General features: G+C 72.8%; 21 protein-coding genes. 11 read left to right on the forward strand and 10 right to left on the reverse strand.

Annotation, left to right across the window (positions count from 1 at the left end):
• Window positions 1-2: 2 nt before the first annotated feature.
• Window positions 3-1,298, reverse strand: a complete 1,296-nt coding sequence (locus EV383_RS28920; RefSeq protein WP_165438536.1) for a D-arabinono-1,4-lactone oxidase — start codon at window positions 1,296-1,298, stop codon at window positions 3-5.
• A 155-nt stretch (window positions 1,299-1,453) separates the two neighbouring features.
• Here EV383_RS28920 and EV383_RS28925 point away from each other — a divergent pair, with 155 nt between their 5' ends.
• The 4 genes from EV383_RS28925 (at window position 1,454) to EV383_RS28940 (ending at window position 6,289) form a co-directional block, all read left to right on the forward strand.
• Complete coding sequence (locus EV383_RS28925) at window positions 1,454-2,536, forward strand: hypothetical protein (protein ID WP_130293068.1); 1,083 nt, start codon at window positions 1,454-1,456, stop codon at window positions 2,534-2,536.
• A 27-nt stretch (window positions 2,537-2,563) separates the two neighbouring features.
• Window positions 2,564-2,938 (forward strand): hypothetical protein, encoded by a 375-nt coding sequence (locus tag EV383_RS28930; RefSeq protein WP_130293071.1) that lies wholly within the window; start codon window positions 2,564-2,566, stop codon window positions 2,936-2,938.
• A gap of 107 nt (window positions 2,939-3,045) precedes the next feature.
• Window positions 3,046-4,320: a multidrug effflux MFS transporter gene (locus EV383_RS28935; protein ID WP_130293073.1), complete on the forward strand. Its 1,275-nt coding sequence runs from the start codon at window positions 3,046-3,048 to the stop codon at window positions 4,318-4,320.
• 103 nt (window positions 4,321-4,423) lie between these two features.
• Complete coding sequence (locus EV383_RS28940; RefSeq protein ID WP_130295183.1) at window positions 4,424-6,289, forward strand: ABC transporter ATP-binding protein; 1,866 nt, start codon at window positions 4,424-4,426, stop codon at window positions 6,287-6,289.
• 95 nt (window positions 6,290-6,384) lie between these two features.
• On the opposite strand, the gene EV383_RS28945 is transcribed toward EV383_RS28940, so the two are convergent.
• Window positions 6,385-6,936, reverse strand: coding sequence for a bifunctional nuclease family protein (locus tag EV383_RS28945; RefSeq protein WP_130293075.1), 552 nt, complete (start codon window positions 6,934-6,936; stop codon window positions 6,385-6,387).
• Between the two features lie 86 nt (window positions 6,937-7,022).
• Window positions 7,023-7,760, reverse strand: coding sequence for an SDR family oxidoreductase (locus tag EV383_RS28950; RefSeq protein WP_207223689.1), 738 nt, complete (start codon window positions 7,758-7,760; stop codon window positions 7,023-7,025).
• Window positions 7,761-7,807: 47 nt separating this feature from the next.
• On the opposite strand from EV383_RS28950, the gene EV383_RS28955 reads away from it, so the two are divergent.
• Window positions 7,808-8,590: a phosphotransferase gene (locus EV383_RS28955; RefSeq protein ID WP_130293077.1), complete on the forward strand. Its 783-nt coding sequence runs from the start codon at window positions 7,808-7,810 to the stop codon at window positions 8,588-8,590.
• A 248-nt stretch (window positions 8,591-8,838) separates the two neighbouring features.
• Here the strand turns inward: EV383_RS28955 and EV383_RS28960 are convergent, their stop codons facing one another.
• The gene (locus EV383_RS28960) at window positions 8,839-9,819 is read right to left on the reverse strand and encodes an AraC family transcriptional regulator (RefSeq protein ID WP_130293079.1); all 981 of its coding nucleotides are present in this window, start codon (window positions 9,817-9,819) and stop codon (window positions 8,839-8,841) included.
• A 217-nt stretch (window positions 9,820-10,036) separates the two neighbouring features.
• Here EV383_RS28960 and EV383_RS28965 point away from each other — a divergent pair, with 217 nt between their 5' ends.
• Both EV383_RS28965 and EV383_RS28970 read left to right on the forward strand, forming a co-directional pair.
• On the forward strand, window positions 10,037-10,510 hold the full coding sequence (locus tag EV383_RS28965) for an anthrone oxygenase family protein (RefSeq protein ID WP_130293081.1): 474 nt from the start codon (window positions 10,037-10,039) through the stop codon (window positions 10,508-10,510).
• 310 nt (window positions 10,511-10,820) lie between these two features.
• Window positions 10,821-11,099 (forward strand): hypothetical protein, encoded by a 279-nt coding sequence (locus EV383_RS28970; protein ID WP_130293083.1) that lies wholly within the window; start codon window positions 10,821-10,823, stop codon window positions 11,097-11,099.
• Between the two features lie 106 nt (window positions 11,100-11,205).
• Here EV383_RS28970 and EV383_RS28975 read toward each other — a convergent pair whose 3' ends face one another.
• A complete protein-coding gene (locus tag EV383_RS28975; RefSeq protein ID WP_130293085.1) occupies window positions 11,206-12,669 on the reverse strand; it encodes a peptide MFS transporter in 1,464 nt (487 codons plus the stop codon).
• 66 nt (window positions 12,670-12,735) lie between these two features.
• On the reverse strand, window positions 12,736-13,728 hold the full coding sequence (locus EV383_RS28980; RefSeq protein ID WP_130293087.1) for a Gfo/Idh/MocA family protein: 993 nt from the start codon (window positions 13,726-13,728) through the stop codon (window positions 12,736-12,738).
• Window positions 13,729-13,868: 140 nt separating this feature from the next.
• Here EV383_RS28980 and EV383_RS28985 point away from each other — a divergent pair, with 140 nt between their 5' ends.
• Window positions 13,869-14,261: a VOC family protein gene (locus tag EV383_RS28985; RefSeq protein WP_130295187.1), complete on the forward strand. Its 393-nt coding sequence runs from the start codon at window positions 13,869-13,871 to the stop codon at window positions 14,259-14,261.
• 54 nt (window positions 14,262-14,315) lie between these two features.
• On the opposite strand, the gene EV383_RS28990 is transcribed toward EV383_RS28985, so the two are convergent.
• The 3 genes from EV383_RS28990 to EV383_RS29000 all read right to left on the reverse strand — a co-directional run bounded on the left by EV383_RS28990 (window position 14,316) and on the right by EV383_RS29000 (window position 17,235).
• Window positions 14,316-15,191, reverse strand: a complete 876-nt coding sequence (locus EV383_RS28990; protein WP_130293089.1) for an SMP-30/gluconolactonase/LRE family protein — start codon at window positions 15,189-15,191, stop codon at window positions 14,316-14,318.
• Window positions 15,192-15,265: 74 nt separating this feature from the next.
• The gene (locus tag EV383_RS28995) at window positions 15,266-16,486 is read right to left on the reverse strand and encodes an alpha-hydroxy acid oxidase (protein WP_130293091.1); all 1,221 of its coding nucleotides are present in this window, start codon (window positions 16,484-16,486) and stop codon (window positions 15,266-15,268) included.
• A complete protein-coding gene (locus EV383_RS29000; RefSeq protein ID WP_165438538.1) occupies window positions 16,486-17,235 on the reverse strand; it encodes an RraA family protein in 750 nt (249 codons plus the stop codon). The genes EV383_RS28995 and EV383_RS29000 overlap by 1 nt, the downstream gene beginning before the upstream one ends.
• A 183-nt stretch (window positions 17,236-17,418) precedes the next feature.
• Here EV383_RS29000 and EV383_RS29005 point away from each other — a divergent pair, with 183 nt between their 5' ends.
• From EV383_RS29005 to EV383_RS29015, 3 genes are all read left to right on the forward strand, one after another.
• A complete protein-coding gene (locus EV383_RS29005) occupies window positions 17,419-18,594 on the forward strand; it encodes an amidohydrolase family protein (RefSeq protein ID WP_165438539.1) in 1,176 nt (391 codons plus the stop codon).
• A gap of 120 nt (window positions 18,595-18,714) precedes the next feature.
• Window positions 18,715-19,401, forward strand: a complete 687-nt coding sequence (locus EV383_RS29010) for a GntR family transcriptional regulator (RefSeq protein WP_165438540.1) — start codon at window positions 18,715-18,717, stop codon at window positions 19,399-19,401.
• Window positions 19,402-19,612: 211 nt separating this feature from the next.
• The gene (locus tag EV383_RS29015; protein ID WP_165438541.1) at window positions 19,613-20,485 is read left to right on the forward strand and encodes a type IV toxin-antitoxin system AbiEi family antitoxin domain-containing protein; all 873 of its coding nucleotides are present in this window, start codon (window positions 19,613-19,615) and stop codon (window positions 20,483-20,485) included.
• A 182-nt stretch (window positions 20,486-20,667) separates the two neighbouring features.
• On the opposite strand, the gene EV383_RS29020 is transcribed toward EV383_RS29015, so the two are convergent.
• The gene (locus EV383_RS29020; RefSeq protein WP_130293102.1) at window positions 20,668-21,990 is read right to left on the reverse strand and encodes an MFS transporter; all 1,323 of its coding nucleotides are present in this window, start codon (window positions 21,988-21,990) and stop codon (window positions 20,668-20,670) included.

Consider the following 21,990-nt stretch of genomic DNA (forward strand, 5'->3'; position numbering starts at 1 on the left):
GCCTACGGGCCCAGCACGCGCGCGACGTGCGAATTGGTGAAGCGGCGGTCCGGGTCCAGGCGGTCCCGGACCGCGGCGAAGCGGTCCCAGGCCGGGTACAGCGGGGCGAGCTCGGAGGCGTCGAGCAGGTGCCGCTTGCCCCAGTGCGGTCGCCCGCCGAACGACCGCGCGATGTCGCCGACGGCCCGGAAGTAGGGCTCCCACGCCATCCCGCGGTACACGTGCGCGGCGACGTAGACGCTCTCGCGGTCCCAGGCCGGGCTGAGGAACGCGTCGGTGTCGGCGGCGGCGAACCGGACCTCGATCGGGAAGTTGACGTCGTGCCGGCTGCCGGCGAGGTGGATCGCGCGGACGGCGTCGTGCGCGGCCGCCCGCGGCATCGCCCACTCGGTCTCGGTGAAGCGCACCGAGCGCCGGGTGCCGAACACGCGGTGGCTGACGTCGGTGCGCTCGGCCGGGCGCAGCGCGGCGACGGCGGCGCGGTTGAGCAGCGGGATCGCCGCCGGCGCGGCGCGTCCGGCCCGGCTCGCCACGTCCAGGGCCCCGTTCTGCAGCAGCGTCTCGTCGACCCAGCGCGAGAGCCGTCCCTGCGGCGCGGGCGGGTCGCCGGTCCGGTCGTTGATCCGCATCAGCGCCGTCGCGGTGTGCGGGAACAGGTGGAACTCGACGTGGTCGTGGGCGCGGACGAGGTCGTCGAGGCCGAACAACGCCTCGGCCAGCGGCATCGGCCGGTCCCGGGCGTGCAGCCGGAACGCGGGCACGACGTCGAGCCCGACGGCGGTCACGACGCCCAGCGCGCCGAGTGACACCCGGGCCGCGGCGAGGGTCTCCGGGTCGTCGCCGCTCAGGGTGTGCACCGTGCCGTCGGCGGTGACCAGCTCCAGGCTCGTGACGCGGGTGGCGAGGTTGCCGAACGCGAGTCCCGTGCCGTGGGTGGCGGTGGCGATCGCGCCGCCGATCGTCTGGGCGTCGATGTCACCGAGGTTGGGCAGGGCCAGCCCGTGCCCGTCGAGCAGGCGGTTGAGCTCGGCCAGCACCGTTCCCGCCCCGACGACGACGTCTGCCCCGGACGGGCCGTGCCGCACCGACCGGATCCCGGACAGGTTCTCCAGCGAGATCAGTAGGCCGTCGGTGGGGACCAGGTCGCCGAACGAGTGCCCGCTGCCCGCCACGCGGACCGTCAGTCCCCGTTCGCCGGCCCACCGGAGCGCCTCGGCCACCGCGGCGGTGTCCGGCGGGGCGGCCCGGTGGAACGGACGGCACGTCTGGTCTCCGGCCCAGTTCCGCCACCGCACCACGGACGGTGATCCTACGGCCACGCGCACCCGTCCGGGTGTATCCCGTCGTCACTACTGATGACGTCGCCCGACCTGCCGTTAACGGCATTCGGCCCAGCAGCGCTAGTCCGGTATGTCGGTCGTCGGGGACCGGCCTTTCCCACCGGAGGACCACGATGGCCAGGACGTCCACCAAGACCGGCCCACGACGGGCGACGGGCACCACCACCCAGAGCCCGTGGCCGACACGGCGCGAGCGTGAGGGCGGCGTCGCCCGCCGCATCCTCGACGCGACGGTCACCGACCGGATCCCGGCCCTCGGCCCGCTGCCGCGCCACGCCCTGATCCCGCAGCAGCGCCCGGCGCCCGCGTCCCCGGCTTCGGCGGCCCCGGCTCCCGCGGCCCCGGCGCCGGTGCCGCGTCCGGGCGCGGTGCCGCAGGTGTCGACCTCACCGGCCCAGGCCCGCTCGGACGCCGCGGCGGACGCGCTGCTGGCGTCGGTCCCGCCGTTCGGCACCCCGCCCTTCGGCACCCGCGGCGCCGTCACCCCGCCCGCGGCGGCCCGTCCCCAGCACCACCGCGCGGTCCCCGGCGCGCAGCCGCAGTGGGCCCACCAGCTCGCCCCGATCGCGCCGCGCAACGGCTTCGGCATCACCGCCCTGTGCCTGGCCCTGGTCGGGCTGCCGTTCGCACTGATCCCGCTGACCGGCGTCCTCGGGGCGCTGCTGGGCGCGCTCGCCGTCGTGTTCGGCCTGCTGGGCTGGTCGCGGGCCCGGCGGCAGGTGGCGACGAACCGGACGATGTCGGTGGTCGGGACCGCCCTCGGCCTGCTCACCCTCGGCCTCGGCGTCGCCGGGCTGGTGATCCTCGTCCGGGCCACCGGGGCGCTCGTCGGCGACCTGGAGGACCTCGGGGTGCAGGTCCCGTCCGTCGCCCCGGCCGCCGCCGAGACCTCGACCGGTGGGCCGGCGTACTCGTTCAAGCTCTCCGGCAGCGCCCCCGGCGCGACGGTGATGTGGAGCGTCGACGGCTCGTCCGGCGGCGACCAGGCCACCCGGCTCCCGTGGGAGCGCGCGGTCAGCGGCGAGCAGGACGGCTACGGCACCACCTCGTTGACCGCCTACACGAACCCCGGCTCCGGCGGCGACCTGACCTGCACGATCGTCGGCAGCGACGGCCGGGTGCTGGACACCCGCACCGCGACACCCACCGGCGGCGCCGCCGGCTCGGCCGCGGTCACCTGCAGCGCGCTGGGCTGAGGCGAGGAGACGACGAGGACGAGACCGATGACGACCTCGCTGCCGCCCCGGCCGGGACCGCGCCACGCCCTGCCCGCGGACCGACCGTCCCCGACGACGGTCCGTCCCGCGGTCCCCCGCCCGCGCCCCTGCCCCGAACGCCCTCCGGTCGGATCGCTGCGGGCCGCCGCGCCCGCCGTACCGCTCCCGGCCCGGCGGCGGTCGCGCCGGGCCCGGACCGTCGCGCTGGTCGGGACCGCCGTCCTGGCCCTCGGGCTGGCCGGCACCGTCGTCGTCGCCCGGTCGAGCCCCGCGGTGGCCGACGACCTGCGCCGTCTCGACGTCCCGATCCCGTTCGTCAGCACCAGCGCCCCGTCGACGACGACCGTGCCCTCCACACCGACCGTGCCGACGGCCTCCTGACCCGTCGCTGTGGCCCCGGTCACGATCACCCGATCGGGAATGCCCCCGGCCGGACACCACGTTGAGCGTTACGGGTTCGCACGTGCGTGACCCGCGAGGGGGAACACGTGACCACGACGACCGCTGCCGGCCGCAGCGCCGTACCGAGCCGGCTCCGGATCGCCCTGATCCTGGGCGCGCTGATCGCGCTCGGGCCGCTGACGATCGACACCTACCTGCCCGCGCTGCCCGCCGTGGGCGCCGACCTGGGCGCGTCCGAGACGACGGTGCAGCTCACGCTGACCGGCACCCTGATCGGGCTCGCGCTCGGCCAGATCCTGATCGGCCCGCTGTCGGACGCGTGGGGACGGCGCCGCCCGCTGATCGCCGGCGCCGCGCTGCACGTGCTGGCCTCGGCCGCCGTGTTCATCGCGCCGAGCATCGAGGTGCTGGGCGTGCTGCGGGTGCTGCAGGGCGTCGGCGCGTCGGCCGGGGCCGTCGTCGGCCTCGCGATCGTGCGCGACCTGTTCGTCGGACGGGCCGCGGCGACGATGCTCTCCCGCCTGATCCTGGTGATGGGCGCGTTCCCGGTGATCGCACCGACCCTGGGTGGGGTCCTGCTGAACTGGGTCAGCTGGCGCGGGGTGTTCCTGTTCCTGGCCGTCTACGGGCTGGTCATGCTCGTCGTCGTCACGATGGGGCTGCCCGAGACGTTGCCGGCGCACCGCCGTCGCAGCGCCCGGTTCGGCCCGACCATGCGCACCTACGGCTCGCTGCTCAAGGACCGCCCGTTCGTCGGGCTGGTGCTGGTCGCCGGCCTGGCGATGGCCGCGCTGTTCAGCTACGTCTCCGGCGCGGCGTTCGTCTACCAGCAGCAGTTCGGGATGAGCCAGCAGGTGTTCGGGCTGTTCTTCGGCGCGGGCGCGATCTGGCTGGTCGTCGCCACCCAGCTCAACCCGGTGCTGCTGCGCTGGTTCGAGCCGCGCCAGATCATGACGGTCGCGATGATCGCCGGGGTGGGCGTCGGCGTCGTGGGGGTCCTGCTCGCCACGTTCGGCGTCGGCGGGCTGGCCGGCGTCGTCGGCCCCGTCTGGGCGCTGCTGCTGTGCTGCGGCTTCGTGCTCCCGAACGCCCCCGCGCTGGCGCTGGCCCGTCACGGCGAGGCCGCCGGGACCGCGTCGGCCCTGCTCGGGTCGCTGCAGTTCGGGATCGGCGCCGTGACCTCCCCGGTCGTCGGCCTGCTCGGCAACGACGCCCGGGCGATGGCGCTGTCGATGGCCGGCGCGATGGTGCTGGGGCTGATCGCGCTGGTCACGGTCGTCCGGCCGTGGCAGCTGCCCGACATCAACGACGACGAGATGACCGAGGATCGCACCGACGAGACGGCCCCCGCCGCCGCCTGAGCCGACCCCGTGCGCGGACATCGCCGCTCCGGCGACGATGTCCGCGCACGACCTCGTTCTTGACCTGAAGTGAACTCCAGCTCGTAGCGTCCCCGCCATGAGCATGGACGCGAGCACATGGATGGCCCTGGAGAACGTGAGCCAGGACCCCGGACGCAACCGGCAGCCCGCCCGTGTCGTGGCCCGGCGGATCATGGAGTTCGCCCGGCCGCACCGACGGCGGATCTCCTGGTTCCTGCTGACCAGCGTCGTCGGGGCGGTGCTGACCGTCGCGACTCCGCTGCTGGCCGGCCGGGCCACCGACGCCATCACCTCCGGAGCGGCCGCGTCGGTCGTCGCCGGCATCGCCGGGCTGATCGCGGTGATCGCCGTCGCCGAGGCGGTGGCGGGCCTGTTCGAGCGGTGGCTCTCGGCGAACCTGGGCGAGGGCCTGATCTGGCAGCTGCGCACGGCGGTGTTCGACCACGTGCAGCGGATGCCGGTCGCGTTCTTCACCCGCACCCGGACCGGCGCGCTGGTCAGCCGCCTCAACAACGACGTGATGGGCGCGCAGCGCGCGTTCAGCGACACGTTGTCCGGCGTCGTCGGCAACCTGGTCACGCTCGCCCTGACGCTCGTGGTGATGCTGACGATCTCGTGGCCGGTCACGCTGCTGACGCTCGTGCTGCTGCCGCTGTTCGTCCTCCCGGCCCGCCGGATGGGACGTCGCCTGGCGGCCCTGCAGCGCGAGGCCGCCGAGCACAACGCGGCCATGAGCAGCCGGATGACCGAGCGGTTCTCCGCGCCCGGCGCGACCCTGATCAAGCTGTTCGGGCGCCCGGAGCAGGAGTCGGTCGAGTTCGCCGACCGGGCCGAGCGGGTGCGCGCGATCGGGGTGCGCTCGGCGATGGTCCAGTGGATCTTCGTGACGGCGCTGACACTGGCGTCGTCGCTGGCGATCGCCCTGGTCTACGGCCTGGGCGGGTACTTCGCCCTCGGTGGCGCGCTGCAGGCCGGTGACGTCGTCGCGCTGGCGCTGCTGCTGACCCGCCTCTACGCCCCGCTGACCGCGCTGGCCGGGGCCCGGATCGAGATCATGAGCGCCCTGGTCAGCTTCGAGCGGGTGTTCGAGGTGCTCGACCTGGAGCCGATGATCGCCGACGCGCCGGACGCCCGCCCCGTCCCCGACGGCGGGGTGTCGGTGCAGTTCGACCACGTCCGGTTCGGCTACCCGACGGCGGAGAAGGTCTCGCTGGCCTCGCTGGAGGAGGTCGCGACCCTGGACACCCGCGGCGGTGAGGAGATCCTGCACGACGTCTCGTTCACGGTGCGTCCGGGCGCGATGGTGGCGCTCGTCGGCTCGTCCGGGGCCGGGAAGTCGACGGTGGCACAGCTGCTGGCGCGCCTCTACGACGTCGACTCCGGAGCGGTGCGCCTGGCCGGGCACGACGTGCGCGAGCTGACCGGGGAGTCGATCCACCGGGCCGTCGGGTTCGTGACCCAGGACGGGCACCTGCTGCACGACACGATCGCGGCCAACCTGCGGATCGGTGCACCGGACGCGACGGATGCGCAGCTGTGGGACGCTCTGGAACGGGCACGCCTCGGCGACCTGGCCCGCTCGCTACCGGACGGGCTGGGGACCGTCGTCGGCGAGCGCGGCTACCGGCTCTCCGGCGGGGAACGGCAGCGCATCACGATCGCGCGGCTGCTGTTGGCGAAGCCCCGCGTCGTCGTCCTTGACGAGGCGACGGCGAGCCTGGACTCGACGTCGGAGGCGGCGGTGCAGGCCGCGCTGACCGAGGCGCTGGCCGACCGGACGGCGATCGTGATCGCGCACCGGTTGTCCACGATCCGTCAGGCCGACGAGATCCTGGTCCTGGAGGCCGGACGGGTCACCGAGCGCGGGACGCACGCGTCGTTGATCGCCCGCGAGGGCCGCTACGCCGAGCTGCACCGCACCCAGTTCGCCGAGCCGGTCGCGGCGTGAGCGGTGACGGTCGGGGCGTGAGCCGTGCCGGCTGCGCGACGTGCTCCGCACCCCGGGGACATCAGTGTCGATGCGCGGCTCCGCAGGTTTCGCGCTCAGTCACCAGGGGTGCGGAAGTCCTCCGGGGAGACGTCGGCGATGAACTCCTTGAACTCGCGCAGCTGTTCCTCCGGCGCCGCGGTGGACTCGGTGCCGGTGGCCGCCCGGGTCTGGGCGCCGATCCCGGCCGCGTCCTCGGCGTCCGGCGGGAGCAGCTCGTCGACCTGCTGGCCGACCTCGTCGAGCACGTGCTCGGCGATCCCGATCGGCAGCTTGTCCCGGACGGCGATCGACAGCGCGTCGCTCGGCTTGACCTCGACCCGCTCGCCGGCGTCGAACACCAGCTCCGCGGTGTAGACGCCGTCGGTCAGGTCGCTGATCTCGACGCGTTCCAGGGTGTGCCCGAGCTTCTCCAGGACCGGGACCAGCACGTCCTGGGTGAGCGAGGTCGTCTCCCCGTCCCGGGGGCCGATGGCGATCACCTCGGCCTGGGCCGGGCGCAGGAAGATCGGCACGCACCGGGTGCCCTCGATCTCCCCGAGCAGCAGGACCGGCTGCCGCGACCGGGCGTGCACGATCAGCCTCAGGACATGCATCGCCTTGCTCACGCGGCGCCTCCGGGACGTGGAAGAAACACGAATTCTCTCCGCATCGGACAGTGATGGGCGTCTCATCGCGAGACGCCTCGTCGACTTCAGCCCCGGCCGATGAACGGCATCGTCGTCGCGGTGATGGTCAGGAACTGGACGTTGGCCTCCAGCGGCAGCCCGGCCATATAGAGCACCGCGTCTGCGACGTGCCGGGCGTCGAACGTCGGCTCGCCGCGGACGGTGCCGTCGGCCTGCTTCGCCCCGGTCGCGATCCCGGCCGTCATGTCGGTGGCCGCGTTGCCGATGTCGATCTGCCCGCACGCGATCCCGAACGGGCGCCCGTCCAGCGACAACGAGCGGGTCAGGCCGGTGATCGCGTGCTTGGTCGCGGTGTAGGCCGCGCTGCCCGGCCGCGGGACGTGTGCGGAGATCGAGCCGTTGTTGACGATCCGGCCGCCCTGCGGGTCCTGCGCGCGCATCGCCGCGAACGCCTCCCGGGCACAGAGGAACGACCCGGTCAGATTGGTGTCCACCGCCGCCCGCCACTGCGCGACGTCGACCTCGTCCGGCGTCCCGGACGGGCCGAACGTGCCGGCGTTGTTGACCAGCAGGTCCACCCGTCCCCACCGCTGCTTCACGGCCGCGAACAGCGCGGCGACCGAGCTCTCGTCGCCGACGTCGGTCGGGACGACGAGCGCGTCCGCGTGCCCGTCGGCCGTCGCCTCGAGCGCCTCGGCCCGCCGCCCGGCCAGCGCCACCCGGTACCCCGCCCCGAGCAGCGCCTGCGCCACCACCTGCCCGATCCCGGATCCCGCTCCCGTCACCACCGCCACGTCAGCCATGCCGATCACCCTCGCACCCTCCTCCCGCAGGCGGGAAGGTGTTCACCATGCGGGTGGAGCTCGACGGTGGATGGGACAGCGCGGCGGCGGTCGTGGACGGCGTGTGGCTGGAGCGGACGGCGCGGCGACCCGACGTCGAACCGTGGCTGCGCACCGAGACGCGGCTGCTGCCCTGGCTGGGCCCGCGGCTGCCGCTACCGGTGCCGCGACCGGAGGTGGTCGGTGAGAACCCGCTGGTCGTGCGGCACCGGATGCTGCCCGGCGAGCCGATCTCCGCCGACCCGGAGCCCGGGCTCGGAACCGCGCTGGGCGGGTTCCTGCGCGCACTGCACGCCACGCCGGCCGACGGGGCGGTCGCGCTGGGCGTCCCCGGACCGGAGCGGACCCGGCCGATGCGCGCGGCGTCGATCCACCGGTTCCGGACCGTCGTCGTGCCGATGCTGGACCCGGACGTGCGCCCCGGGGCGACGGCACTGTGCGACCGGATGGCCGTGGCACCGATCGCGGGCGTCCTGCACGGCGACCTCGGCCCGGACCACGTCCTCGTCGACGACGGGCGGATCAGCGGGATCATCGACTGGAGCGACACCCGCGTCGGCGACCCGGCCAAGGACCTCGCCTGGGCGCTGCACACCGCTCCGCGCGCGTTCGCCGACGCCGTCGCCGCGGCCTACGGCCCGACCGCCGACGAGGTGCTGCGGGCGCGGGACTGGCTCCGGATCGGGCCGTTCTACGCCGTCACCCACGGGCTGGACACGGCCGACGACACCCTGGTCACGGACTCGCTGCGCGACCTGACCGGCTCTCTCACCGAGTCTGCCGAGCTCTAGCAGCAATGCCATACACACGTAGACGGCGCGATCGACCGCGCTCGATCACCTCCTCTACCGATCTCTAGCGAGCGCCCGAGAAATACTTAGATCATCACATCCGCACCCCTGCCCACGAGCCGCGCGCCCTGCAGCAGGTGCGCATCGCCGGCAGGGGTGCGGATCGGGTCGGTAGCGTTCTATCGCACTGTCTAGTGATGCGCGTAGAGGGTCGTATGGGGCGCGATCGCCGGACGATCGGGCTGTCTTCAGCCTTCTAGGTTCGCCGCTAGAGACGTCGATACCGCCCGATCTCGGCGGCGCAGGGCTCCCGGCGACTCCCCGACGGTCCGGCTGAACGCCCGGCTGAACGCCGCCTCCGACCGGTAGCCCAGGCGCCCGGCCAGCTCCGCCACCGTCGCATCACCGGAGGTCAGGGCGTCGGCGGCGACGTGCATTCGCCACCGCGTCACGTACGCCATCGCCGGCTCACCCACCAGGTCGGTGAACCGCGCCGCGAACGCCGACCGGGACATCGACGCCGTCGCGGCCAGCGAGGTGACCGTCCAGTCCCGGGACGGGTCGCGGTGCACCTGGGCCAGGACGCGCCCGACGCGGTCGTCGGCCAGGGCGCCGAGCCAGCCCGTCCGCGCGGCCGGGTCGTTCGCCAGCCACTGCCGCAGGGCCTGGATGACGAGCACGTCGGCCAGCCGGGTGATCACCGCCTCGCCGCCGGGCCGCAGGTCCTCCACCTCGGCCGCGATCAGGCGCAACGTGTCGTGGCAGCGGTCGGCGCCCGCCGTCGCCTCGACCCGGATCAGCCCCGGCAGCAGGTCGAGGAGCCCGCGCGCGGCCGGGTGCTCGAAACGGACGGCGCCGCACACCATCCGGGTCGCCTCGCCGTCGCCGCCGTGGCGCAGCAGCGCGTAGCGGTCGTCGAGCATCGGGTGCGGGATGGAGCGGATGTCCGGGGTCGCGACGCCGGGCGCGCCGCGCAGCCGGTGCTCGTCGCCGCGCGGGACGAGCACGAGCTCCCCGGGCCGCATCGTCACCGTCTCGCCGCCGGTCACCTCCAGCTCACAGGCACCCGAGGTGACGACGTGGAACCACAGGCACCCGGGCGTCGCCGGCAGCGTCATGCCCCAGGGCGCGGTGAGCTCGGAACGGCAGTAGAACGTGCCGCTCATCCGCAGCACGTGCAGCGCCTCGCCGACCGGGTCGGTCACCGCCCACGGGGGTTGCTCGTCCACGTCGGCCAGCGTCCACCTCCGGCGACCCGTCGTCCACCACTACTGGACGATCGAGCAGGAAGAACGGACTCCCAGTCATTCTCCGTCCCCGTTCCAGCCGAGACAGTGGACGCACACCACCGACCGAGGAGTTGGACATGATCACTGTTCTGGGAGCGACCGGGAACACCGGCGGACGGGTCGTCGAGCGGCTGCGCGCCGGGGCGGAGGCGGCCCGATGAACACCCTGCAGGTCGTCCGCGTCCTGACCGGGGCCGCGGCCGTCGGATCGGGCCTGCTCGGCGGGGTCTACCTGGCGTTCTCGACGGCGGTGATGCCCGCCCTGGCCCGGCGCCCACCGGCCGAGGCGACGGCGGTGATGCAGGAGGTGAACCGCGTGATCCTGAACCCGGTGTTCGGGACGCTGTTCACCGGGACGGCGCTGGCCTGCCTGGCCACGGCCGCGTCACCGCTGGTCGCCGGCGGCGCCGGGAGCGGCTGGCGGGTCGCCGGCGGGGTGGCCGGGCTGGCCGCGTTCGTCCCGACGTTCGCCGTGAACATCCCGCTGAACACCGGTCTGGACCGCGACGGCGTCGTGGCCTGGGCCGGGTTCGCGCAGCATTGGACGCCGTCCAACCACCTCCGGGCGGCCCTTTCGGTCCTCGCCGCGGTCCTGCTCCTGCTCGCGGTCCCGGCGTCCGGTTCCGCGTGACACGTAGCCTCCTGCTCGGCGTGACGCGGGATCGGCCGGCCGTGCGCGCTCGGCGATCGGCCCGCCGGGCGCTCGGCGTCGTCCCGCGATCGCGGCCGCACGCGCGTCGCGACGCCCGGCGCGCATCGGGACGATCGGCGCGCGGCTGGGCCGGCCGGTACCGGGCAGGGCGGCCGGTGCCGGGTGAGGTGGTGCCGGGTGCCGGAGGTCTCCCCGGCTGGGGATGGATTTCGGGGCGGGCGGGCGTGCACCCTGGACGCCTGGCCCGCTTCCCCCGGTCCGGAGAACGTCCGTCCGGCCCCGGGGGAACATGCACAGCCACGAACGACGTCGTCGCGACGCCCTGCGCGCCGACCGCGAGGCCGTCCTGGCCGCCGCGGTCTGGCTCCGGCACGAGGCCGTCCAGCAGCAGTACGCGGGCCTGCAGGCCCCCGAGCACGCCTACGCCCTGGCGTCGGTGCTCGAACTGCTCGCGACCCGGATGGCCGATCTCGACCCGCCGGTGCGGACGCATGTGGTCCGGGTCTGCCGCGAGCTGATCGGGGATCCGATGGACCGCCCGGCCGTGCGCCGAACCCGGCGGAGGTGATCCACCGGGTCCGGCGAAGTTGTCCACACCTGTGGATGGAGATGGGGACAGCTCGAACGCGTGTTCGGCGTCTCACTCTCCGCCGCAGGTCAGCGCAGCTATCAGCTCAGCGCACCCCCTCCATGAGGACCTTCAGCTTCGGCACGGTCGCGGCGACGGCGAGCCCGACCACGATCGCGACGAGCCCGGTGATGCCGAAGTACGCGACCTCGTTCTCCTCGCTGTAGAACTCCGCGAGCAGACCCGAGAGCACGGTGCCCATCGAGACGGACAGGAAGAACAGCGCCACCATCTGGGTCCGGAACGCCATCGGCGCCAGCTTGGTCGACAGCGACTGCCCGACCGGGGACGTGAACAGCTCGGCCAGGCAGAAGATCAGCAGGATCCCGACGAGCGCGAGCAGCGGCGTGCCGTTCGCTCCCGTCCCGGCGAACAGGGTGAACAGCACGAACGCGACGCCGACGATCACCGTGCCGGCGGCCATCTTCATCGGGCTCGACGGCTGGCGCGGGCCCATCTTCGTCCAGACCGCGGCGAACACCCCGGCCAGCAGGATGACGAACACCGGCTCGATCGACTGGGTCCAGCTGACCGGCATCTCCCAGCCGAGGACCGTCCGGTTCAGGCGCTCGTCGGCGTAGATCGTCAGCACGGTGAAGATCTGCTGGAAGATCGCCCAGAACACGGCGCTGGCCACCCACATCGGCATGAACGCGATCACGCGTCGACGCTCGACCGCGGTCACCTTCGGGCTGCGCAGCATCAGCGTGAAGTAGGTGATCGTGGCGATCACGACGATGCCGAACACGATCCACTTCAGGCGGTCCGCGGTGATCACGCCGGTCGCGACGAGCGCGGCCACCACGAGCAGGACGGCGACGGCGGTCCCGCCGAGCTTCGTCCGCGCCGCGGCGGGAAGCGGGTTCGGGACCTCACGGCCGGACTCGGGGAGCTTGTGCCGGTTCACCGAGTACTGGGCCAGCCCGGCGGCCATACCGACCGCGGCCAGCCCGAACCCGACGTGGAAGCCCCAGGTCGACTGCAGCAGCCCGGTCAGCAGCGGGCCGCTGAACGCTCCGATGTTGACGCCCAGGTAGAAGATCGAGAAGCCGGCGTCGCGACGGTCGTCGCCCTCGCCGTAGAGCGTCGCCAGGATCGTGCTGGCGCTCGCCTTGATCCCGCCGCTGCCGAGCGCGACCAGCACGAGGCCGACCGCCAGTCCGGCGCCGCCCGGGAGCAGCGCGAGTGCGATGTGCCCGGCCATGACCGAGACCGCGCTGCCGAACAGCATCCGCTCGGGCCCGAACAGCCGGTCCGCGGACCAGGCCGCGAGGATCGTCGAGAGGTAGACGGTGCCGCCGTAGGCACCGACGATCCCGGCCGCGACGCCCTGGTCGATCGCGAGGCCGCCCTCGGCGACCGAGTAGTACATGTAGATCAGCAGGATGCCCTGCATGCCGTAGAACGAGAAGCGTTCCCACATCTCGACGCCGAAGAGCGTCGCGAGCTGGCGTGGGTGGCCGAGGAAGGTCCGTTCCCGGCGCTGGGAGGGTGAGGTGAGGTCGGTCACCGGCCCGGTCTACACCCGGTCGTAAGCATTCGTAAAGAACTTCCTACCGCCGAGTAGGTCACACGGTCACTCCAGCGTCGCGGGCCCCTCGACGGGCACCATCCCGAGCTGGTCGGCCACCGCCGCCATGACGTCCTGGACCTCGATCGTGTCGGCCAGCGGCATGACGGCACTCTCCGACTCCCCCGCCGCGATCCGCTCGGTCACCTCGATCAGCTCGTGCGCGTAGCCGCCGCCCAGGGACGGGGCGTCGATCCGCTCCGGCTCGGCGCCGTGGCGGTGCAGCACGATCGAGTCCGGGTGGTGGAACCGCGGCAGCACCTCGATCCAGCCGTTCGTGCCGACCACCCGCGCGGAGCCCGGGGTGGCGCACTGCAGCGAGCAGTACAGCGCGGCGCTGCGGCCGTCGTCGTAGCCCAGGACGATCGACTCCTCGACGTCGACGCCGGTCTGCGCGAGCGTCCCGTGCGCGCTGATCGCGGTCGGCGCACCGAGCAGCATCTGGGCGAACGAGATCACGTAGACGCCCAGGTCGAACAGGGCACCGCCGCCGAGCTCGGCCGAGTAGAACCGGTCGTCGGGGCCGGTCTCGTTGCGCACGCCGAGGTCGGCCTGCACGGCCCGGACCTCGCCGATCGCGCCGTCGGCGATCAGCTCGTTCATCCGGACGACGGCCGGGAAGAACCGGGTCCACATCGCCTCCATGGCGAACACCCCGGTCGAGCGGGAGGCCGCGGCGACCTCCCGGGTGGCGACCGAGCTGACCGTGAACGCCTTCTCCACCAGCACCGCGGTGCCGGCGTTCAGCGCGGCCAGGGCGATGCCGCGGTGCTGCGGGTGCGGGGTCGCGACGTAGACGACGTCGACGTCCGGGTCGTCGATGATCGCGCGGTAGGAGTCGTGCACCCGCGGGATCCCGTGCTTCTGCGCGAACGCCGCCCCGCGCTCGGCCGAGCGGGACGCCACCGCGACCAGCTCCGCCCCCGGGACGTGCCCGAAATCGGCCACCACCTTGTCGGCGATCCGGCCCGGTCCGATGACTCCCCAACGCACGGTCATGGCGCGATCCTGCCCCACCGCAACGCCGGGGAAGAAATCCGCGATCAGAACGATGAGTCCGGCGCCGGTCGTCCGTCTACATCCATGAGCGCGACGAGCACTCGCCGCCCACCCCGAACAAGGAGCCCGCCGTGCCGAACATGATCTTCGTCAACCTGCCGGTCGCCGACGTCGCCGCCTCGCGCGACTTCTACTCCGCACTCGGTTTCACGATCAACGAGCAGTTCTCCGACGAGAACACCGCGTCCGTGGTCATCAGCGACGCCATCGTCGCCATGATCATGAACAAGACCCGCTTCGCCGACTTCACGAAGAAGCAGATCGTCGACGCCCACTCCTCCACCGAGGTCATCAACGCCCTGGGTGTGGAGAGCCGCGACGAGGTCGACCGCCTCGCCGACGCCGCCCTGGCCGCCGGCGCGACCGTCGGCAACGACACCCAGGACCACGGCTTCATGTACGGCCGCAGCTTCGACGACCTCGACGGCCACCGCTGGGAGCTCGTCTGGATGGACCCGTCCGCGATCGGCTGACGGCCCGTGCGCGGACACCGTCGCTCCAGCAGTGATGTCCGCGCACGACACCTGTCAGCGGTAGGGGTGCAGCTCCAGGCCGGCCGAGCCCCAGTCGTCGACGACGAGCACGGCGCCGCCCTCGGAGTCGCAGATCGTCATCTTCCCGGCGCCGTCGAGCACGATGTTGGTGTACTTCGGGTTGTCGCCGGGGACGTACTCGTCGAGCTTCTCCCCGGTCACCGACCAGGTCTGGATCCGGCCCGGCTGGTCGCCGAGGTCGATCGCGCAGACGATCAGGTTGCCGTCGGCGTCGAACGTGAAGCCGTCCGGGTGCCCGACGTCCATCTGCACGGCGGTCTGCTCGTCGACGAGCTTCCCGTCCTCGACCCGGTAGGCGATGATCCGCGAGTCGTAGGTCGAGGCGACGTAGAGGCGGTCGTCGAGACCGAAACCGATGCCGTTCGGGAAGTAGGACGTGGAGGTCAGCAGCTCGGCCTCCTCGGTGGCGGTGTCGATCCGCCACAGCCGGCCGTCGGCGCCGAACGGGGCGCGCGTCGGGTCGGTGACGTAGAGCAGCCCGTCCGGGCCGAAGCACAGGTCGTTCGGCGCGATCGGGTCCCGGTGCACCCAGTCGAACGTGCCGTCCGGCCGGACGATCTGCACCCCGCCGAGCGAGTCCTTGCCCCACTTCGGCCCGGTGGTCGACCAGCGGGCGCCGTTCTGCGCGACGTAGATCGAGCCGTCCGCGGCCAGGGTGGCGCCGTTGGCGCCGCCGCCGAGATCGGCCGCGACCTCCGCGCCGTCCTCGGTCAGCTTGTAGAGCCGGCCGTGGGTGATCGAGGTGAAGTAGGTGTCACCGGACGGCGTGTAGAGCGGGCCCTCGGAGAACCCGACGTCGGTGGCCACCACCCGCGGTGCGGGACGGGTGCGGGTGCTTCCGGAGGTCATGCGCGTCTCCTCGGTGTCGTTGTCGGTCGTGAGTGGTTATCGCTGCCAGGGCAGCGATAACCGCGCACGGGGGGTCAGGGGGTGGGGACGGCGGCGGGTGCGGTGCCGGCGCGACGGACGTGGCTGCGGTTCAGGTCCGCGACGCCGCGTACGCCGAGCAGGGTCAGGGCGCGGGTGATCTCGTCGCGCAGGATGTCCAGCACCGCGACGACGCCGTCCTCGCCGTTCACGGCCAGGCCGTAGAGGTAGGGCCGCCCGACCAGCACGGCCTTCGCGCCCAGGGCGAGGGCGGTGACGACGTCGGTGCCGCGCCGGATGCCGCCGTCGAGGATCACCTCGGCGCGGTGCCCGATCTCGTCGACGATCCCGGGCAGGGCCTCCAGCGTCGGCGTCACGTGGTCGAGCTGGCGCCCGCCGTGGTTGGACACGACGACGCCGTCGCAGCCCAGGTCCACGGCACGCGCCGCGTCCTCGGCGCCGAGAACGCCCTTGATGTAGAGCCGGCCCTTCCACTGCTCCCGCATCCAGGCCAGGTCGTCCCAGTTCAGACGGGACTGCATCAGCTCGCGCTCGGCGCTCTCGATCGACGACACCGCGTTCGTCACGACGCTGCCCGCACCACCGCTGCTCAGGTCGAGCGTGTTCGCCCCGCCGACGCGCTGGTGGCGCAGCACCTCGTAGGTCCAGCGGGGGTGCCGGGCGAAGTCCAGCGCGCGCAACGGCGTCAGGGCCGGTGGGATGCCCATGCCCTGCTTGCGCTCGCCCTCGCGGTTGCCCTTGACCGGCACGTCGACGGTCACGAACAGCGTCCGGTACCCGGCCGCCCACGCCCGTCGCATCAGGTCCCCGGCCATCCCGCCGGAACCCGGGTAGAGCTGGAACACGTGCTCCCGGTCGGCGGCCGCGGTCACCTCCTCCAGCGACCACGACGACGTCGTCGACAGGGCGTAGCGGGTCCCGGCGTGCTGCGCGGCACGGGTCGCCTCGAGATCACCGCTCCAGCGGGTGAGCCCGGTGAATCCGGTCGGCGCGAGCATCACCGGCATCGACAGCTCGAGCCCGGCGGCCGTCGTCTCCAGGCGGTGCGTGTCGTGCCCGGTGAGCACCGACGGCTGCAGCCACCAGTGGTCGAACGCACTGCGGTTGCCCGCGAGCGAGTGCATGTCGTCGGCGCCGCCGTCGACGTAGCTCCAGACCATCTTCGGCAGACGGCGCCGCGCGGCGCGGCGGTAGTCCTCGACCGTGATCAGACGCTCGGGGGCCCGCCAGTGCAGGTCGAATCCGTAGGCGTGCATCAGCGCTGCTCCCTCTCCTGCCGGACTGCCACTTCCGCCTCGAAGCCCTGACCGATCCGGCGGACCATGTCCTCGTCGTGCGCGTCCGCGCCGCCGGCCTGCTCGGCCAGCGCCCGCGCGACCTGTTCGGCGTGCCGCCGCGGGACGATCACGACGCCGTCGGAGTCGCCGACCACGACGTCACCGGGCTCGACGACGACCCCGCCGCAGCTCACCGGCACGTTCACCTCGCCCGGGTCGCGCTTGGCCGGGGAGAACGGGGTGGAGCCGCGGCCGAACAGCGGGAACCCGCTCGCCGCGACGTCGTCGACGTCGCGCCAGGCGCCGTCGATCACCAGTCCGGCCAGGCCACGGGACCGGGCCGGCAGCAGGGCCTTCTCCCCGCCGCCGCAGCTGCCGGTGTGCCCGCGCCAGTCCACGACCAGCACGGACCCGTCGAACGCGCGGTTGAGACCGCCGAACACGGCCCAGTTGTCCCCGGGCGGGGCCTTCACCGTGATCGCGACGCCGGCCAGGTGCGGCATCGACGGACGCAGCGGCCCGATCACCGGGTCCATCGTCCAGAGGCGGCCGACCTTGTCGGCCACCGCGGCGGCCGGGGTGGCCCGGTAGATCGCCAGGATCTCCTCGGCCAGCGGCTCCGGGTCCGGTCCGATCCGGGGCGGGACGAGCGCCCGGTGCCCGAGCGGGGCGGCCGAACCGGGCGGGGCGGACGGTCCGGGCGGGGATGGATCGCGGGTGTCGGCCATCGGTGCCCCCTGTGTGTCGTGTGCGACGGCGGCGAGGGCGCGCGGGGGCGAAAATCGACCCGGATCCTCGGCGTCGAGGCATGGCGTGGACGTCGTCGACAACATAACATGTTATTTCTGTACGACGCCTCGCAACGAAGCACGCGGCGACGACGCCGCGACGCACAGCGCCAGGAGGGCTCCATGACGACGCTCGCGACACCGCCCACGGCACCGGCCGCCGCCACCGAGGAGGCCCGGATCCCCGTCGTCGACGTCGACGTCCACCCGACGGTCATCGTCTCCGACGAGTCGATCCGGGAGCGTCTGAGCCAGAGGTGGCTCGACCACCTCGACCTGATCGGGCTCCGCGACACCTCGACCGAGTCGCGGATCGTTCCGCAGCGCCAGTTCACGCACCGTCTCGACGCGATCGACCCGAGCGGGCGCCCCGGTGTCATCCCCGACTTCACCCGCAAGCAGCTCATCGACACGTTCGACATGAGCGGCGTGGTGCTCGGCGACGCGACCGCGCTGAACCTGTCCAAGGGCAACTCGAACTTCCCGCACCAGTTCGGGGTCGACCTGATCCGCGCGTTCAACGACGTGCACCGCGACCTCTGGCTGGCCGACGACCCGCGCTTCTACTCCTCGATCAACGTGCTGGTCGAGGACCCGGCGGAGGCCGTCCGCGAGATCACCCGCTGCAAGGAGGGCCCGCGCGGGGACAAGTTCGTGCAGGTCCTGCTCGAGCCGCGGACCGAGCACGCGATCGGGCACCCGAAGTACTGGCCGATCCTCGAGGCCTGCCAGCACTACGGCCTGCCGCTGGGCTTCCACACCTCGCCCGGCCGCAAGATGACCGCCAACGGCACGGTCAACTACTACTTCGAGTGGCACACCGGCTTCCCGCTGCGGAACTACACGCTCGCCTCCAGCCTGATCTTCGAGGGCGCGTTCGACGAGTTCCCGGGCCTGAAGATCGCGCTGATCGAGCAGGCGTGGTCCTGGGCGATGCCGTTCTCGTGGCGCCTGGACAAGAGCTGGAACATGCTCAGGGCCGAGGTCCCGCACCTGCAGCGCAAGCCGTCGGAGTACCTGGCCGAGCACTTCTGGTTCGCCACCCAGCCGATGGAGGAGCCGGAGAACGGCGAGGAGTTCGGCCCGCTGCTGGACATGTTCCACGCCCTGTTCGGCACCGGGCACATGATGTTCTCCTCGGACTACCCGCACTGGGACTCCGACTCCCCCTACGAGTCGGTACCGAGCAACCTCTCCTCCGACGTCCGCCGCAAGATCCTCGGCGAGAACGCGAGCACCCTCTACGGCATCCCGCTGCTGGCCGGGACCGGCGTCCGCGCGTCCGGTATCGCCGCATGAGCACCGCACCGGTGGGTGGCCGCAACGGCGCTGTCCCCCACCGGTGCGCGTCCGGCTCCGGCAACGGCCGGTAACGTGGCGCCCACGATGACCACCGAGAGCAGCGCAGTCGGAACGAGAGTGGGCGCTGACCAGAGCCCTCCACTCGACGTCGGCTACGGCCGCGCCGGTGACCGGGTGACGGCCGCGTTGCGCGAGATGATCGCCAACGGTCAGCTCGAACCCGGCGAGCACCTGCGCCAGGACGAGCTCGCCACCCGCCTGGGCAGCACCCGGGTCCCGGTCCGCGAGGCGTTCAAGACCCTCGCCGCCGAAGGCGTGCTGCACCATCGCCGCAACCACGGCCACTACGTCGCGAAGCTGACCGCCGCCGAGCTGGCCGAGATCTGCTGGCTGCGCGACGCGTGCGAGAACCGCCTGGCCGCGACCGCCCGCCGTCCCGGTGAGGACGAGCTCGCCGGCCTGCGTGCCAGCAACGACGCCATGTACGCCCTCACCGGTGGTACCGCCTACGAGATCGTGCAGGCCGACCGCCTCTTCCACGAACGGTTCTGGGTGCTCTCCCCGATGCGGATCGTCGCCGGTGAGACGGCCCGGATGTGGGCGCTGATCCAGCCCTACCGCTCGTTCATGGACTACGGCGAGGCCGTCGTCTCGCGCATGCACGGCGAGCACACCGAGATCGTCGACGCCCTGGCCGCGGGCGACACCGCCCGCTACTGCACGGCCGTCGAACTCCACCAGCGCCACATCTACGACGTCATCGACGACCTCGCCGCCCGGGAGGATGACGGCGTCGCCGTCTGAGCCCTTCGGCCCCTCTCCGGCGCCGGGAACACGACCGGCGTCGCCCGCCGGCCGGTCCCCGAGGGTTCGGTGGACAGGTGATCGACTCCTGTGGTCATGTTCAAGCCGCTCAAGGCCAGGAGATGACCACAGCCGTCGATCACGTTGTCGTCCGTGAACGTCCTGCGCGATCCGGCCACGGGATCCGATGCGGGGCGCGGACGGTGGGCCGATGTCGAAGCTCGAGGACCTGCTGCTGCGCCAGAACGGGGTGATCACCCGGGAGCAGGCCGTGCGCTGCGGGTTGTCGGACCGGACCGTGTCCCGCCGGGTCGCTGCCGGTGCTTGGCGCACGCTGTATCCCGGCGTGTTCCTGGTCGGCGGGCACCGGCTCACCGACGCTGCCCGGGTCCGGGCGGCGTCACTGTGGGGAGGTCCGGAAGCAGTGGTGAGCGGACCTGCGGCCGCGTTCTGGCTGAGGATGACCGAGCGATTCGACGGCTCGGTCGACCTGACCGTCCATTCGACGACCCGCCGACGCCCGAGGCCGGGGGTCCGGGTCCGGCGGCGCGACCTGAGACCGGCGGACCGCGTGATGGTCAACGGCCTCGCGGTGACCGAGCCGGGTCTCACCGCGCTGGAAGCCGCCGCGGTACTGCCCGACGGGGTCGCCTTTCTCGACCGTGTCCTGCAGCAACATCACGTCCGGTTCGAGCACCTGCACGAGGCCTACTGCGGAGCGGTCGGTGCCCACGGGATGGCGCGGGCCGGGGTGTTGCTGCGGGAGTGCGCCGACCGGGCGGACTCGCGGGCCGAACGCCGTCTGGTCAGAGTGCTGCGCCGCGCCGGGATCACCGGCTTCGTCGTCGGCCATCCGCTCGGCCGTATGAAGATCGACATCGCGTTTCCCGACGCCCGATTGGCGATCGAGCTGGACAGCTGGGCCTGGCACACCGACCACGACCGGTTCGAGGCGGACCGGGAGAAGGGCAACGCCCTGACCGATGCCGGATGGAACCTGCTGCGCATCACATGGAAGGAGCTGACCGAGCACTCGGACCGGGTGGTGGCACGGGTCCGATCGGCCCTGCTCCGCGCCGCATGATCGATTTCGGTGGGAACCTTCGGGCCACTAGTGGCCCGGAACTGTCTACATCTGACGATCATGGACAGGTTGGAACGGGCCGTAGGGCTGCCCGGGTGTCGAGGCGTCGCCAGCCCGCCTCGTGAGTGGAAATCATCGCCAGGGCGACGATTTCCGCGCACGGGTCGGTCCGGCGACGGCGGTCAGGACGGTGGGCGGGGGACGCCGTCGTGGCGGCCCAGGGCCGCGCCGATCGCGGTGAGGACGGCGGCGGCGATCACCATCACCGCGACCGGCCAGGGGCTCCCGCCGACGGCACCGGTGAGGGCGGCGGCGACGAACGGGGCCGGGCCGGCCAGGAACGCGCTGTTGAGCTCGCGGGTCGTGGCCACCCCGGCGAAACGGCGACGGGTGCCGAACAGCCCGGCCAGGAACTTGCCCTGCGCCCCCGCGCACGCCGCCCAGCCGATCGCGTAGTTGACGACCAGCGCGACCACGACCAGCACCGGGTCGCCGGTCTGCAGGAGCGCGAAGAACGGGAACGCGAACACGGCCAGGAACACCGTGCCGCCCAGGAACACCCGGGCGCTGCCGATCCGGTCCGACAGCGCACCGAACCCCACGCAGGTCACGGCCGAGACCGCGGCCAGCAGCAGCACCCCGAGCAGCGCGACGCCCGCGGACACGTCCTGCGCCGACGTCACGTAGCTGATCGCGTAGACCGACGTCACGTACCCGCCGACGCCCACCGCCGTCGGTGCCAGGAGACCTGCGGCCCAGGACCGTGCGCCACCGCGATCGACCTCCCCCGGGAGGTCCGAGACCGTGACATCCGAGGCCGCGAGGTCCTGGGCCGCGACACCGGACGAGGCCCGGAACGCCGCCGACTCCTCGATCCGTGATCGCGCGACGAGCGCCGCGATCACCACGACGGCGCTGAGCAGGAACGGGATCCGCCAGCCGTAGGCGAGCATGTCGCCCTCGGGCAGGACGACTTCGAGCACCGCGAACACCGCCGTCGACAGCAGCAGGCCCACCGACGTCGCCGCGCTGGAGAACGACGCCAGGAACGCCTGACGCCGCGGCGGCGCGCTCTCGGTGACGTAGACGAACGCCCCGGCCAGCTCCGCCCCCGCGCCGAAGCCCTGCACCAGGCGCAGGGCCACCAGCAGGACGGGGGCGAGCACCCCGGCCGTCGCGGCGGTGGGCAGGACGCCCATCAGCGTCGTCGCGATCCCCATCAGGAGGACGGTGAACAGCAGCACCGGCCGCCGTCCCCAGCGGTCGCCGGCCCAGCCGAGCACGATTCCGCCGACCGGGCGCGCCACGAACCCGACCGCGAACGTGGCCAGGCTGAGCAGCGTGCCGGTGAGCTCGGAGGCGCCGGAGAAGAACAGTGGCCGGATGTAGAGCGCCGCGGCGATCCCGTAGAGGCCGTAGTCATACCACTCGACGACGCTGCCGACCCCTCCCGCGACGGCGGCCCGGCGTGCCGTGCGGTCGACGACGGGGAGGGTCGCGGTCAT

It is taken from the genome of Pseudonocardia sediminis (assembly GCF_004217185.1).
Classification (GTDB): domain Bacteria; phylum Actinomycetota; class Actinomycetes; order Mycobacteriales; family Pseudonocardiaceae; genus Pseudonocardia; species Pseudonocardia sediminis.

Excerpts from the sequence above, each read along its gene's own strand:
- EV383_RS28925 (WP_130293068.1), top strand. The coding sequence starts at position 1,454 with ATGGCCAGGACGTCCACCAAGACCGGCCCACGACGGGCGACGGGCACC.
- EV383_RS28930 (WP_130293071.1), top strand. The coding sequence starts at position 2,564 with ATGACGACCTCGCTGCCGCCCCGGCCGGGACCGCGCCACGCCCTGCCC.
- EV383_RS28940 (WP_130295183.1), top strand. The coding sequence starts at position 4,424 with ATGGACGCGAGCACATGGATGGCCCTGGAGAACGTGAGCCAGGACCCC.
- EV383_RS28950 (WP_207223689.1), bottom strand. The coding sequence starts at position 7,760 with ATGGCTGACGTGGCGGTGGTGACGGGAGCGGGATCCGGGATCGGGCAG.
- EV383_RS28955 (WP_130293077.1), top strand. The coding sequence starts at position 7,808 with ATGCGGGTGGAGCTCGACGGTGGATGGGACAGCGCGGCGGCGGTCGTG.
- EV383_RS28965 (WP_130293081.1), top strand. The coding sequence starts at position 10,037 with ATGAACACCCTGCAGGTCGTCCGCGTCCTGACCGGGGCCGCGGCCGTC.
- EV383_RS28970 (WP_130293083.1), top strand. The coding sequence starts at position 10,821 with ATGCACAGCCACGAACGACGTCGTCGCGACGCCCTGCGCGCCGACCGC.
- EV383_RS28980 (WP_130293087.1), bottom strand. The coding sequence starts at position 13,728 with ATGACCGTGCGTTGGGGAGTCATCGGACCGGGCCGGATCGCCGACAAG.
- EV383_RS28985 (WP_130295187.1), top strand. The coding sequence starts at position 13,869 with ATGATCTTCGTCAACCTGCCGGTCGCCGACGTCGCCGCCTCGCGCGAC.
- EV383_RS28990 (WP_130293089.1), bottom strand. The coding sequence starts at position 15,191 with ATGACCTCCGGAAGCACCCGCACCCGTCCCGCACCGCGGGTGGTGGCC.
- EV383_RS28995 (WP_130293091.1), bottom strand. The coding sequence starts at position 16,486 with ATGCACGCCTACGGATTCGACCTGCACTGGCGGGCCCCCGAGCGTCTG.
- EV383_RS29000 (WP_165438538.1), bottom strand. The coding sequence starts at position 17,235 with ATGGCCGACACCCGCGATCCATCCCCGCCCGGACCGTCCGCCCCGCCC.
- EV383_RS29005 (WP_165438539.1), top strand. The coding sequence starts at position 17,419 with ATGACGACGCTCGCGACACCGCCCACGGCACCGGCCGCCGCCACCGAG.
- EV383_RS29015 (WP_165438541.1), top strand. The coding sequence starts at position 19,613 with ATGTCGAAGCTCGAGGACCTGCTGCTGCGCCAGAACGGGGTGATCACC.
- EV383_RS29020 (WP_130293102.1), bottom strand. The coding sequence starts at position 21,990 with ATGACCGCGACCCTCCCCGTCGTCGACCGCACGGCACGCCGGGCCGCC.